This is a genomic window from Paraburkholderia denitrificans, from assembly GCF_042655705.1.
GTDB lineage: Bacteria > Pseudomonadota > Gammaproteobacteria > Burkholderiales > Burkholderiaceae > Paraburkholderia > Paraburkholderia denitrificans.
The window spans coordinates 15,131-28,525 of sequence record NZ_JBHSMP010000011.1 but is presented as its reverse complement, the minus strand read 5'-3'; the positions used below and the strand labels follow the sequence as shown (position 1 = coordinate 28,525).

The 13,395-nt window shown below is 59.9% G+C and carries 9 protein-coding genes; 7 read left to right on the top strand and 2 right to left on the bottom strand.

What is annotated here, in order from left to right; all coding sequences use genetic code 11:
* Positions 1-9 precede the first annotated feature (9 nt).
* From ACFPTO_RS08260 to ACFPTO_RS08245, 4 genes are all read left to right on the top strand, one after another.
* On the top strand, positions 10-1,515 hold the full coding sequence (locus tag ACFPTO_RS08260; protein ID WP_377710741.1) for an alginate export family protein: 1,506 nt from the start codon (positions 10-12) through the stop codon (positions 1,513-1,515).
* Positions 1,516-1,894: 379 nt separating this feature from the next.
* A complete protein-coding gene (gene wrbA, locus ACFPTO_RS08255; RefSeq protein WP_377710740.1) occupies positions 1,895-2,497 on the top strand; it encodes an NAD(P)H:quinone oxidoreductase in 603 nt (200 codons plus the stop codon).
* A 584-nt stretch (positions 2,498-3,081) separates the two neighbouring features.
* On the top strand, positions 3,082-4,245 hold the full coding sequence (locus tag ACFPTO_RS08250; protein WP_377710739.1) for a radical SAM protein: 1,164 nt from the start codon (positions 3,082-3,084) through the stop codon (positions 4,243-4,245).
* 288 nt (positions 4,246-4,533) lie between these two features.
* Entirely contained in the window at positions 4,534-6,282 is a 1,749-nt protein-coding gene (locus ACFPTO_RS08245; protein WP_377710737.1) for a Na/Pi cotransporter family protein, read from the top strand.
* A gap of 89 nt (positions 6,283-6,371) precedes the next feature.
* On the opposite strand, the gene ACFPTO_RS08240 is transcribed toward ACFPTO_RS08245, so the two are convergent.
* Complete coding sequence (locus ACFPTO_RS08240) at positions 6,372-7,772, bottom strand: Do family serine endopeptidase (RefSeq protein ID WP_377710735.1); 1,401 nt, start codon at positions 7,770-7,772, stop codon at positions 6,372-6,374.
* Between the two features lie 426 nt (positions 7,773-8,198).
* Complete coding sequence (locus tag ACFPTO_RS08235; protein ID WP_377710734.1) at positions 8,199-9,746, bottom strand: methyl-accepting chemotaxis protein; 1,548 nt, start codon at positions 9,744-9,746, stop codon at positions 8,199-8,201.
* A 794-nt stretch (positions 9,747-10,540) separates the two neighbouring features.
* On the opposite strand from ACFPTO_RS08235, the gene ACFPTO_RS08230 reads away from it, so the two are divergent.
* The 3 genes from ACFPTO_RS08230 to ACFPTO_RS08220 all read left to right on the top strand — a co-directional run bounded on the left by ACFPTO_RS08230 (position 10,541) and on the right by ACFPTO_RS08220 (position 13,276).
* The gene (locus ACFPTO_RS08230) at positions 10,541-11,218 is read left to right on the top strand and encodes an H-NS histone family protein (protein ID WP_377710732.1); all 678 of its coding nucleotides are present in this window, start codon (positions 10,541-10,543) and stop codon (positions 11,216-11,218) included.
* Between the two features lie 593 nt (positions 11,219-11,811).
* Entirely contained in the window at positions 11,812-12,474 is a 663-nt protein-coding gene (locus ACFPTO_RS08225; protein WP_377710731.1) for a response regulator, read from the top strand.
* A 142-nt stretch (positions 12,475-12,616) separates the two neighbouring features.
* Positions 12,617-13,276 carry a glutathione S-transferase family protein gene (locus ACFPTO_RS08220; RefSeq protein WP_377710730.1) on the top strand — a complete coding sequence of 220 codons (660 nt, stop codon included), beginning with the start codon at positions 12,617-12,619 and terminating at the stop codon, positions 13,274-13,276.
* The last annotated feature ends 119 nt before the right edge of the window (positions 13,277-13,395 follow it).

Genomic DNA, 13,395 nt, shown 5'->3' with positions numbered 1-13,395 from the left:
AGGGAATGGATGGCGTCGATCGGAAGGCGCAGGCGTCGCTTCGAAAAGGCTGCGGGCGCCACGGCTTTTGTGGGTCTGTTGCTGACCGCGACAGAGGCGGCACAGGCGGATACGGCTTCACAACCCGCAGCAGCGGCAAACCATGCGGTCGATGCGGGCGCAAGCACTTCGGCTGGCACAGGGACATCCACGTCCGTGTGCGCCGCAAAACGGCCTGTGGTGCTGTTCAATCGCTGGCAGGAAGACTGGTCGGTGCTCGCCAATCCCTGCGTTGCGCGCGAGCCGCTCGACGGCCTGAAGTACATCGCGCGCAGCGATGATGCCGCGTCCTGGCTGTCGCTCGGTGCGAATCTGCGCGAGCGCGTCGAAACTAACAATGCGCCGTTGTTCGGAATCGGTTCCGCGCAGTCGGACACGTATCTGATTCAGCGCGTCGAGGTCCACGCGGATGCGCGTCTGGCCAAGCATTGGCAGTTCTTCGTGCAACTCCAGGATGCGCGCGCGTTTGGCAAGAATCAGGTCACGCCGGTCGACAAGAATCCGCTCGATCTGGAGCAGGCATTCGTGACCTATACGGGCACGCTCGGCAGCGGCACATTCAAGTTTCGCGTTGGCCGCCAGCAAATGGCATTCGACCTGCAGCGCTTCATTTCCGTGCGCGACGGACCGAATGTGCGTCAGGCGTATGACGCAATCTGGGCAGACTATGAATACCAGAAGTGGCGCTTCATCGCCTACGCCACACAGCCTGTGCAGAACCGCGATGAAACGGCGTTCGACGACGTGTCGAACCGCGATCTGACGTTCAGCGGAGTGCGTTTCGAGCGCCAGTCGGTGGGGCCGGGCGATTTGTCGGGCTACTGGTCGCGCTACAACCGTAGCAACGCACGGTTTCTCGATGCGAATGGCGTCGAGCGCCGCGACGTCTGGGACATGCGCTATTCCGGTACGCGTGATCGCTTCGACTGGGACGTCGAAGGCATGCTTCAGACAGGGACCGTAGGCGGCAACACGATCCTTGCGTGGGCAATGGGTTCGATTGCGGGCTACAAGCTCGACCTGCCGTGGTCGCCGCGCGTCGCATTGCAGATCGATGCGGCTTCGGGCGACCGCCATCCGCATGACGGCCGCGTGGAGACGTTCAATGCATTGTTTTCGAATGGCTACTATTTCACGCTCGCGGGCTACACGGGTTATTCGAACCTCATTCATATCAAGCCATCCATCGCGCTCAAGCCGAGCGCGAATCTCGCGCTGCTCGGTGCGCTCGGCTTGCAGTGGCGCGAGACAACCGGGGACGCCGTCTATCAGCAGGCGAACCGGCCCGTGCCGGGCACCGCGGGCAAGGGCAGCCGGTGGACGGGGATGTATGTGCAATTGCGCGCCGACTGGACGATTGCAGCAAATCTGATCGGTGCGATTGAAGCGGTGCACTTCCAGGTGGGCGACTCGATCCGGCAGGCGGGCGGGCGTAACGCGGACTATGCCGGTGTCGAACTGAAGTATGGGTGGTAGGCAGGGATGCATTGGTTGATGCCGGGGAATTTGAACCGGCCTGGTTCATTCCTTCGAGCGATCGCGTAGACTGCGTCGTATCGCGTGCATGCTGCGCAACGGGCCAACCGCCGCAAATACGGCGCGTCAACCGGCGCAGCGGTTTCTCGCTCGTTGCTGCAAGCCGAATGTATACAACCCGTGGCCTCGTCAGACGAACCAGCGTGCGTGGTCGGGATGCCCGGCGATACCGCGTGACGGTGCGGCGTCAGGATGCTGGAGTGATAGCGATTCAGTAGGGCGATCGACATGATCGCTGGTATGTGTTGAACCAGAGTGCGCTGCCTCTATGGCGTTAATCGATCCCGAATACGGATCACCGTAAAACTGGAGAAACCTGATGAGCAAGATTCTTGTGCTGTACTACTCTTCGTACGGTCATATCGAGACGATGGCGAAGGCCGTCGCGGAAGGTGCGGGTTCGGTAACGGGCGCCGTCGTAACCCTCAAGCGCGTGCCGGAAACGATCCCGACTGAGCAGGCGAAAGCCGCTGGTATCAAAGTCGATCAGAATGCGCCGATCGCAACGATCGACGAACTGGCCGGCTACGACGCGATTATTTTCGGCACGCCGACTCGCTTCGGCAATATGGCTGCGCAGATGCGCAATTTCCTCGATCAAACCGGTGGCCTGTGGATGAAGGGCGCACTCGTCGGGAAGATCGGCAGCGTATTCGCTTCAACGGGCACACAGCACGGAGGCCAGGAGACGACGATCACGTCGTTCCACTCCACGCTGCTGCATCATGGAATGGTGATCGTGGGTGTGCCATACGCTTGCGCGGGCCTGACGAAGATGGACGAGATTACCGGCGGTTCGCCCTACGGCGCGACGACGCTTGCCGGTGCCGATGGCAAACGCCAGCCGAGCGCCAACGAACTCGACATCGCGCACTACCAGGGCAAGCACGTTGCCGAACTGGCGGCGAAGCTCGCGTTGTAATCACATGACTGACCGCTACACGCACGCAGCGGTCAGTCATTCACCTGGTTGTACTAGAAACTATTTCCCAAACCCGATTTACGACTGGTAAGTGACCGGTAATGGCTCGCGTCACATGGCGTTTCCGGACGTCATTGTGCGGCCCGCAACATGCGTGTACGCCATTCTCCGGAAGTGTTGATAGAGTTGCTCTCAACCATCCTTACAGTTACGTAAATATCGGTCGCCGCTTCGCGCGGCGTCCGATTTCTCCTGAATGTGCGGCATTGGCGAGCGCTGCAAAGCGCTGAGCGCGATACGCGTCAATGTCCGGCCACACCGTCACGCCAGCCATTTCCACCTTGGATCCGTAGTGATTCCGGGGTTACATCAAGCGACACGAAACGGATCGAACGAGTCGGCCTTGCGTCGCTGCGTCGTCACATCTACGATGCACATTACCGATGCAAATCCAATCCATGCGGGATGCATGGCGAGTCTGGCCGCCAGTCGTCCACATGATTCGCGCCGTACTTCTTCACCCCGGACCCGCATTTGCCCCGGCATAATGCGCGCCAGTCCGGGCGCCAACCGGTGGGAAATGTATGGACAGACTCGCGCGTGATGTCGGCATAGCGGCTCCTGCAAAACCGGATACAGGCGCGGCTGGGCCGGGCAATATCCTGCCGGCCGTGTGCGACATCTCCGTCACGAATGTATGTAACGCCGCATGCGATTTCTGCGGTTTTTCCCGCGACAAAAAACTGGTGGGGCCGCGACGTTATCTCGATCCTGAAGCGTTTGCGCGCGCGCTGCCTGTTTTGCGTCGACGCCATATCAAGTACGTGACGTTTCAGGGCGGTGAGCCTCTGGTTCATCCGGGTATGGCGGCGATCGTTGCCTCGGCGTCGCAGGCCGGCATGGAGTGCGGCCTCATTACCAACGGCTGGTTTCTTGCGCGCCATATTCCCGATCTGGCGCACGCTGGACTCAAGCGTTTGCTCGTTTCGATCGATAGCCACGATTTGGGCGAGCACGAGTTAAATCGCGGACTAAACGGCCTCGGCAAACGTATTAAAGAGGGCATTGCGGCTGCTCGCACCCACGGGATTTCTACCACCGCTTCCGTTACGGTGAGCAGGCTGGTCAACTACGAGAAGCTTCCTGAAACGTTCGCGCAACTCGGCTTCGATTCCGTCGCGTTTTCTTACCCGCGGCGCGCACCATTTGGATCGAGTTCGCTCGTCTATGACGAGGATTCGAAGCTTATCGATCTCGATGAGAAAGAACTGGTTGATGCCTTGCATGCCATCGCGAGGATGAAACGGCATTTTCGTGTGCTTGATCCGGCGGGCGCACTCGCCGAGGTCGAGCGGTTCGTGCGCGGAGAGCCGCAACGCGTACCGTGTATCGGCGGAAACAAGTATTTCTACATCGACTGGAATCTGGACATCTGGCGTTGCGAGGCGTGGCCCGAACCGATGGGTTCGGTGTTCGATCTCGACCATATCCCGGCCGACAAGGAACCTTGTAACGCCTGCATGATGGCGTGTTACCGGCATGCCAGCGTACTGATGCATGGTGCGAGCGCGACAGCGGACGCACTCCAGGCCATCAGTCACGGGGATGTGAGGCGTGCAGTTGCCGCGTTGCATCAGGGAGGGATTCTGTATTCGTTATGGTCTCTCTCCCGGGAAACGCTGCCTCGACAGGCGCTCAGATCAAAAATAAAGATTGTGCCCGCACCCACTGCACCAGCGGGCCAATAACAGCGCGCTATAAAACTGACTTTACGCTGATCTGCAACAGGACGGCGCGCATCGGAAGCGCCGTACGAGCGCCCAAAGACGATAAGAGACAGGCAGACCGGGCACATAACCCACCGTGCCAATTCCCGCCCTGTTATTCTGTTTCGAAACAGAATAGGCGAGCAAAATCGCGATTCGACGCAGTGAAGCTCTCGTCGTACCGGCAACGAACCGAGCACGAAACCACGACGCACAGACATTGAAGCCGGCCGGGGAGGGCGAGGACGCAACGTTACGAGGCGCAAAACGATGACACCCATTCCCTCGGCAACCAATATCGCCAGCCTGAATCTCGTGGAGATGTCCGGCCTTCTCGTCGGCGGTCTGGCGCTCTTTCTGCTCGGCCTGCAATTCATGACGGGAGGCTTCAAGGCCATCGCCGGATCCAGATTGCAGGCGCTGCTTGGCGTGCTCACGGCAAACCGGTTTCGGGGCGTGCTGGCCGGTGCCCTCGTCACCGCGCTGCTGAATTCCTCCACCATCACCACCGTCTTGATGGTCGGCTTCGTTTCCGCCGGGCTCATGACGTTGGCCCAGTCCGTGCCCATGATCATGGGCGCGAACATCGGCTCCACGGTCACGGCTCAAATCATCGCGTTCGATGTTTCCAAACTGGCGCCATTCATGCTGGCGGTCGGTTTTGTCTTGTATGCGTTCGGAAAACGCGAGCTGGTTCGCCAGATCGGTGAAGTTACCATGGGGTTGGGTCTGCTGTTCATCGGCATTGAGTTCATGGGCGACGCCACGCGTCCGCTGCGAACCTTCCCGCCGTTTATCGATGCGATGCAGAATATGGAGCATCCGCTGCTCGGTATTCTGGTGGGTGCGGTGTTTACCGCAATCGTACAAAGCTCCGCCGCAACGCTCGCCATCGTCATCGCGTTGGGCGCACAAGGGCTGATGCCGCTTGAAGCCGGTATTGCCATTATTCTGGGCGCGAATGTGGGCACTTGCGGAACGGCGTTGCTTGCCTCGATCGGAAAGTCGGCTGAAGCGGTTCAGGTTGCCGTCGTGCACCTCATATTCAATGTTGTCGGGGTGCTGTTCTGGATCTTCTTCATTCCGCAGATGGCCGAACTGGCCCGCTACGTTTCGCCGTCGTTTCCTGAGTTGCAAGGCGCTGCCAGGATGGCGGCGGAGACGCCGCGCCAGGTGGCCAATACCCACACGATATTCAACGTAGTGAATACCTTGGTACTGATCTGGTTTTCGGAGTGGATCGCCCGATTAGCCCGCATGATCGTCCGCACGCGGCAGGTGGAAACGAAGCCGCTCGGCAATCCGCAATATCTCGACGAAACGTCCTTGACGGTGCCATCGCTTGGCCTTCAGCGCGTGCGTCTGGAATTGTTCCGCCTTGGTAACGAAGTGCTCAAAATCGTTCGGAGCAGTGCACGCGTCGTGGTCAGCGGCTCAATCGAAGAAATTAATGCGCTGCTGGACTGTGACAAGGAAATGGGCAGGCTGGCGGCCGAGATTCTGAATTACATCGGGCTGCTGTCGAAGTCGGAGCACTCGGAAGAAGAGGGCCTGCAGATGGTGGGCTTCACGCAGATTGTCATGACGCTCGAGAACATCAGCGAGATTATCGGGATCAATCTGACTTCCGTGAGCCAGCAACGATTGACGCAGCAGATGGATCTCACGCGCTTGAGCGAAGTCGCGAATTCCCGCTTTGCCGCCCTCGTCATCGAGAATCTGGCACGCGTCATCGGCACGATTTCCGAGGCCGACACGCAGGCCGTGTCGCAAGCGATTGGGAGCAAGCCTGAGATAAAGGCACTCGCCACGGAGGCGCGGCAGGGTATTCTCGGCAATCTTCAGCTGGCCAAAAAATCGGAGGTGCTGGACTACCAGTCTGCCGTCGACATGATCGAGCAGTACAGGGCGATTGCGCGGCTTACGCGCGCAATCGCCAGGATCATTGCGGACTTGCGCAAGAACCAGGGCCTGCAAAGCTTTTCAGGAATGGCTCAAGCGCAAGATCCAGTGGCATGAACACGCAGTAACGACTGCCGGGCGTGTCATCGCCGGGAGGCGCATCGATCGGCTGGCGGATGTAACGCCACGATCGATGCGCGAGACGCTTAGTCAACGTTCGAGTTCGCGAGTTCGGTGTCGAACGCCAATTGCCGTCCGCCGCGATTCACGACGATCGACGTTTTCTCACCGGCCCGCGCGATCATCTGCTGCAGTTGCTTGACGTTGGTCACTTCGACGCCGTCGACCGCGATGATCACGTCGCCGGCGCCAATACCCGCAGCTGCCGCCGGGCCGGTTGCGCGCTCAACGACCACGCCGCCATCCACGCCGATCTGTGCCGCTTCATCGCTGGAGAGCGGACGCACGGCAACGCCAAGGCGCGGGCGCGGTGTTGCTTGCTGTGCACGGGCTTGCGGCGCGGGACGGCCAGCGGCGTCGCCGCCGGTGACGAGTGCGAGCGTTCGCGTCGCGCCATTGCGCAGCACGGTAAGTTTGGCGGGGGCGCCGGGTTCGAGTTCCGACACGCGCGCAAGCAACTCCGCGGGTGTTGCGATTGCGTTGCCATTGAGCGCGACGATCACATCGCCTTGCGCGACGCCCGCAGTCTGCGCGGGACTACCGGGTTCCACTCGCGCGACAAGCGCTCCGCGCGGCGAACTCAAGCCGAGTTCGCTTGCGGTGGTGTCATCGATTGCCTGAACGGCAACGCCAAGGCGAGCGTGCGATACGTGTCCGGTTCGAACGATCTGATCCTTGATTCGCATGGCTTCGTCGATAGGAATGGCAAACGAAAGCCCCTGGAAACCGCCCGTGCGCGAATAGATCATCGAATTGATGCCGATGACTTCGCCGTTGAGATTAAAGAGCGGCCCGCCCGAATTGCCGGGATTGACCGGCACGTCGGTCTGGATGAAATGCGTCGGGCTGTCGTCCGAAAGCGTGCGCGATTTCGCGCTGATGATGCCCGAAGTCACCGTGTTATCGAGGCCATACGGCGAGCCGATGGCGACGACCCAATCGCCCACGCGGCTATTGGTCGGATTGCCGATTTTCACGGTGGGAAAACCGCTGCCGTCGATTTTCAGCACGGCGACATCGCCTGCCTTATCGGTGCCGATTACCCGGGCGTCGAACTTTCGGCCATCGGTGAGCTTGATCGTCACCCGGTCGGCATTCTCGACGACGTGATTGTTCGTCAGGATGTATCCGTCCGGACTCACGATGAAGCCCGTTCCCAGCGCGCCTGAGTGTCCCTCGCCCGAATCGTCGCCCTCGCTCTTCGCCTCTACATGAACCACAGCGGGGCCATACGTCGCCACGATCCCGGCAAAATCGGGCGCTTGGCCCTGATTGTGAATTGCCTTGTCCGAGGGGACGGACAACGTCGTTTTCGCGGTGCCGGACTCGTCCGCGCTAGCGTGCTTATGTCCGACGAACCACGTTCCGGCGAGCGCCATCGCGACGCCAGCGATCAGGCCACGGCCCCGATACTTGTTGATGTTCATTGCTGTGATGACAAGGAGGTTGATCGATTAGCGCGTAAGTTACTCACCGCTGCTTAAACACAACTTAAAGAAACAGGGTGGTGTAAACGCTAAATTGATCCCTCGAATTCAGTAGTCTGAAAAGCGGGATGGCCTTGAGTTGGCTTGTGCGTTGGCGGAGATTTCGCCCTTGAAATTAGGGCTTGATGTGCTCGCACTCGTGGTTGCAGGCGCAACGAAGTGCGGATCGATGACGCCGATTGGCTGGGGCCGGATCGAAGCGGATCGCGGTTGCAGGTCAGGCTTCAAGCGGGCGTCAAAGCGGCGTGCGGAAGAGGGGCGTGCAGAAGACGGGCGTGCGGCGATCCGGTTTTTGCTAGTCCGTATCGAGATCGCCGCGCGCGTATTAACAACTGGGAAGTGACGGGACGCGGTGGCAGGCGTTCGTCAAAGCTCGAAGGCACGGACCGCCGAACGGAGCGTTTCGGCCTGGGCTTTCAGTGCACTCGCGGCATGCGCGCCGTCCTGTACAAAAGAGGCGTTCTGCTGCGTGACGCGGTCCATGACGGTGACTGCCGCGTTGACCTGATCGATGCCGGCGCTTTGCTCTTGCGAGGCATCGGCAATCGAATCGACGAGATCCGCCACGCCCCTGACCGCACCGAGCAAGTCCACAATGGTCTTTGCGGCTGACTCGACCGCGATGCCGCTCAGGTCCACCTCGCTCGTCATCTCCTTGATGAGCACGTCGATTTCCTTGGCCGCACGCGAGCTGCGCTCGGCAAGCGCCCGGACTTCCTGCGCGACGACTGCGAAGCCCCGCCCCTGATTACCCGCACGCGCTGCTTCGACCGCCGCGTTCAGCGCAAGCAGATTGGTCTGAAACGCGATGCCGTCGATGACCGAAGTGATCTCGCCGATGCGCGCTGAGCGTTCTGCAAGCGCACGCATGCGCTCGCCTGCGTCGCGGGTCGCGCGGTCACCATCGCCGGCCTTGGAAGAAGCAATGCCAGCGAGCGATCGGGCCTGTACGGCGTGCTCGGCATTCGCCTTCACCATCGAGGCGAGCTGCTCCATGCTGCTCGAGGTCTGCTGAATGCTGGCGGCGTGCTCTTCAGTTCGATGCGCGAGCGTGCTGTTTCCCGACGCGATTTCCGAAGTGGCTTCCGCGATCGTTTCCGCCGAGTGACGAATCCCGCCAATGATCGATGCGAGACGTCCCTGCATGGTTTTCATGGCGTACAGGACGCTACGCGTGTCGCCTGGCTGGACGGTCACCTCGAACGACAGGTCACCCGCTGCAACGCGATTCGCGATTTCGGCAGCCACGAACGGTTCGCCGCCGAGTTCACGAAAGAGGCTTCGCGTCATCGAGGCGGAGAGTACGGCGACAACCAGAAGGCCGACGAGAATGAGGCCCGCCACGAGCCATTCGACTCGCTGCCCCGTTCTGCGTGCGTGTTCATATTCGGATTGCGCATCGGCGAGTTCGAGTTTGCGAAGTTCGGCGCCTTGCGCCTTGACCGCTTTCGCGACGGAATCGATGGCCTGCGTCTGGACCCACTGCGCTTCCGAAAGATTGTTGGCCGTCAACAACTGAATCGCGGGACGAAGACCCTTGTCTCGCAGTTTGCTCCAGTTGGCGGCGAACGCTGCGGCGCGCTTTCGTCCCTCATCCGACGAACTGCGCGACGCATACTGCTTCATGAGCGTGTCGATCTGATCGATGCGATTTGCCGTGCTTGTGGCGACAAGCTGGGTTTTCTGCGCCGATGGATCGAGAATGGCGTCGCTTACCGAAAAGCTGGCTTCGGCGATCAATTCATCGATGGACGAAATTGCCTGAAGCGCTTGCGCGCGGCCTTCGAACATCTGCTGAAGCGCATCGGTCGATTGCGAGACGCCTGCTACGCCAGCCGCTCCGACACAAAGAGAAACAATCGCAAAAGCGATGGTGAGCAGGAGAAGCCGGGCTTTGATGGTTAGCTTGCGCATTTGATACTCAACAGGTGACGCGCCGCAGGGAGCGGGACCACAACGGGGACGGTAAGGATGCAGCCACAACGGCCGCGCGTCTTTTTACGGCAGAATCCATCAAATATTGAATGAATCTTTTGTGACAAGGCGACTCTGCATGCGCACATGATGAACGCTAACGCGGTGAAGGTGTTTGCGAGTCTCCAGCCGGCAGCCAGGAAATGTGCTGACGAATTGACGATTCACCGGGCAGCGTGGCATGGCTTACCTTGCCCGCTCCGTTGCTAATACCTGGTGCCCATGCATCTGCTGTGGCGCAAAACACAGTTTTTTTCTTCGATCGCGACGTATCTGAAATTCCGCGTTTATCGAACCAGCGATTTCGAATGGGAAACGACCGGTTGAACGCCCACGACAATTCAATCGCTGGAATGCTGGACTCTTGGTTCGCGTGGATCAATCGCGATTACGGATTGATTTTTGATCGCGTGCGGTGGTCCGCGGCTGCGCAATATGTCACCCCGATCTTTCACTCGAATCGTCCATCGATACTTCGCCTTAATTTCGGGATTAGGGACGTACCAGCCGTCCGATGTAATAGGACGTATCTCGACGTCGTTCCACTTGTCGCACGCAACTGCCAAAAGGATTGCCCCCGCATCGTCGCGTCGTTCGCCCGTTCACGGACGATATTCTGACGAGTCGATCCGGTGAGTTCCGAAATCAATGATTTACTGCTGCCAATTAATTTGCATGTATCATTGTTTTGAAGCGATAATCCCGAACGGGATCTGGTATCGAACACTCGCGCCGTGCCGTTTTTCTACACGGTGGGGGAAATCCGGGCGGCCACCTGGTCGCGTAATTCTGACAGGGACGGAAAAATGATTACATTGGACGCAATTCAGTTGAAGATCGCAAAGCTTCAAAAGCAGGCAGCGGCAATCGCCGAAAAGCAGACTTCTATCGGTCTCGAAAGGATCCGTGATCTGATGCACAAGCATGGATTGAGTCTTGCCGACATCGAGTCGTTCGTTGGGAAAAGGCGCGGTCGCAAGCCTTCGGTCAAGGCCGGAAATGGCATGACGAAATCCGCAGGGAAAAAACTGCAGACCGTTGCGCCGAAGTACGCCGATCCGAAATCGGGCGCAACGTGGAGCGGCCGCGGCCGCGCGCCGGCCTGGATCAGGGATGCAAAAGATCGCACCCGGTTCCTTATCGATGGGAATGAAGGCAAGAAGGCTGCCGGTACGAAAGCTGCTGTTGGAAAAAAGGCTCCCGTGAAAGGCCAGGCTGCGAAGAAAGTCGCTCGTAAGGCAGTAGCCGCGAAGCGGGGCCCGGTTCAACGCCGTGCAGCGTCGGTAACGGGCGCAACGGCTCGCAAAAAGGCGGCACCCGCGAAAAAACGCGCGGCTCCCCGTAAAACTGCGGCGAAAAGAAATGTTGCCGTAGCGGCAAAGATGGAAACACCCGCAGTGGTCGCGGAATAAGCAAGGTAGTCTCGGCTGGCGCGGTGCGGGACGTCCGGATTTCGGGCAACGTCTCGAGTGGCAATTCACGACGCCGCGCCGCCGCTAGCGCAACCAGGCTTTGAACGCTGCCTGACGCGTTCGCCAACCGTCCATCGAATGGCCATCCTCGCGGATCGGTCATGAACCCAAATTGGGTTATTCCAGCGGCCCGCGTCCGGGCCATCATATCCTCGACACGTTCTTGGCGCATAGGGCGATCCGCTTGCAGGCGCAGTTCAGCCTGAAGCTTTGCCGCTGCAGCGCATCGTCGTCTGGCGTGATTCAGTCTTCCACGGATGATTTCCCGAGGTGAGACGAAACCGTTTCAACCCTGGAGGTGCATGCCGAAGCGCGCCACGATGCACGGTGGGCCCGATCGATCTCCAGTAAGATGTTGAAGAATTCGCCTAGTTAATTAAGTATGCAGATCAATTGGAGATGTGGTTCGTCTGCCTTAAGGGCGCTGTGCCAAACCGACGAGCCAGTATCCGAGCGGACCGTGGATGCCGCAACGTTAATAAACGACGATCCCGATTGATGTGCCAGCCTCCATCTCGTAGGAGCCTCACAAAGTGCAACCATGCATTTCAGTACTCCTCGTCGACGATCATGCAGTTGTGCGCGAAGGGTACCGGCGGCTGCTTGACCTCGAACCTGGCATGCGCGTGTGCGGTGAGGCCGCAGATGCGGCCGTGGCGTATCAACGCTTTTGCGTATTGCAGCCCGAGGTGGTCATCATGGACATCTCGCTGCCGGGGACCAGCGGGATCGAGGCGATGCGCCGCATGCTCGCGCGCGATAGCGCGGCGCGCATCCTGATCTTCAGCGTTCACGAGGATTCGGTCTTTGTGCGCCGCGCACTCGATGCGGGCGCGACCGGCTACGTGACGAAATCCAGTGCGCCGGACGTGCTGGTCGAAGCGGTTCATGCGGTGGCGCGCGGCGTGCGGTACCTGAGTGCCGACGTGGCACATGCGCGGTCGGCCAACGACGCGCTTCGCGAAGGACTACCGCACAGGCGTCTTTCGGCGCGCGAGTTCGAGGTGCTGAGGTTGCTCGTGCAAGGTTATACGCTGCGTCACATCGCCGAGAGGCTCGGTGTGAGCCAGAAGACGGTGGCAAACCATCAATCGGCGATTCGCCGCAAGTTCGGTGCGGACAACAGCGTGCAGCTTGCGCGCATTGCAAGTCGTTCTGGCGTATTGCTTTCGTCCGCATCCCTGAGTCCGGCGTGAGTGTGGTTTGTTTCCAAACCGCGCGCAGCACGACATCGCGTGAAAGACGAAGCGACTTGCAATCTCCGTGCGACCGGCGCATGGTTCAATCGCCGTCCAATCGCCGTCCAATCGCAACCCGTCCGAATCTGGAGGTGTCGAGATGCCGCTCGTGCTTTATGGTCACCCTTTCTCCTCGTACACACAGAAGGTGCTCGTTGCGCTGTATGAGAACAACATGCCATTCGAGTTTCGTTGTCTCGGGCCGGATGAGCCGGAACACTCGGCCGAGTGGCTGCAGCGCTGGCCGTTGCACAAGTTTCCGCTGCTGGTGGACGGCGAGCGCAACATCGTCGAAACGAGCATCATCATCGAATATTTGCAGTTCACGCACCCAGGACCGCTGCGCTTGCTGCCCACGGACCCAATGAAGGCGCTGGACGTGCGTTTTCTCGATCGCTTCTTCGATCTGCACGTCATGACACCCATGCAGCGTGCGGTGGACGGTGCATTGACGGGGGACCCGGCGAGGCGTGAGGAGGGACTGGCCTTCGCGGCGAAGAAGCTGGATCTCGCCTATGCGTGGCTCGAAGGACAGCTTGCGGGCCGCGAGTGGGCGGCTGGAACGGAATTCACGCTCGCGGACTGTGCCGCATCTCCCGCGCTTTTTTATGCGGACTGGACGTACCCGATTCCGGAAACCCTTCCGGTGCTGCGCGCCTATCGTGCACGCTTGCTTGCGCGACCATCCTTCGCACGGGCGGTGGAAGAAGCGCGGCCGTTCCGGTCGTTCTTTCCCCTCGGCGCGCCGCAGCGGGATTGACGTTTCGTTCCTCCACGCTCGGTGCGAAGGTCGGCTGCGGTGCGCATGAGCGACGCCTGCGCTTTGCGCGCTCCAATCGTCTCGGGGCACAATGCCTGTCCGGGCAACGATTTGAACGA

Bases quoted from the DNA above. Each gene is read 5' to 3' on its own strand.
- ACFPTO_RS08220 (WP_377710730.1), top strand. From the start codon at position 12,617: ATGCCGCTCGTGCTTTATGGTCACCCTTTCTCCTCGTACACACAGAAG.
- ACFPTO_RS08240 (WP_377710735.1), bottom strand. From the start codon at position 7,772: ATGAACATCAACAAGTATCGGGGCCGTGGCCTGATCGCTGGCGTCGCG.
- ACFPTO_RS08235 (WP_377710734.1), bottom strand. From the start codon at position 9,746: ATGCGCAAGCTAACCATCAAAGCCCGGCTTCTCCTGCTCACCATCGCT.
- ACFPTO_RS08260 (WP_377710741.1), top strand. From the start codon at position 10: ATGGCGTCGATCGGAAGGCGCAGGCGTCGCTTCGAAAAGGCTGCGGGC.
- ACFPTO_RS08245 (WP_377710737.1), top strand. From the start codon at position 4,534: ATGACACCCATTCCCTCGGCAACCAATATCGCCAGCCTGAATCTCGTG.
- ACFPTO_RS08250 (WP_377710739.1), top strand. From the start codon at position 3,082: ATGGACAGACTCGCGCGTGATGTCGGCATAGCGGCTCCTGCAAAACCG.
- wrbA (WP_377710740.1), top strand. From the start codon at position 1,895: ATGAGCAAGATTCTTGTGCTGTACTACTCTTCGTACGGTCATATCGAG.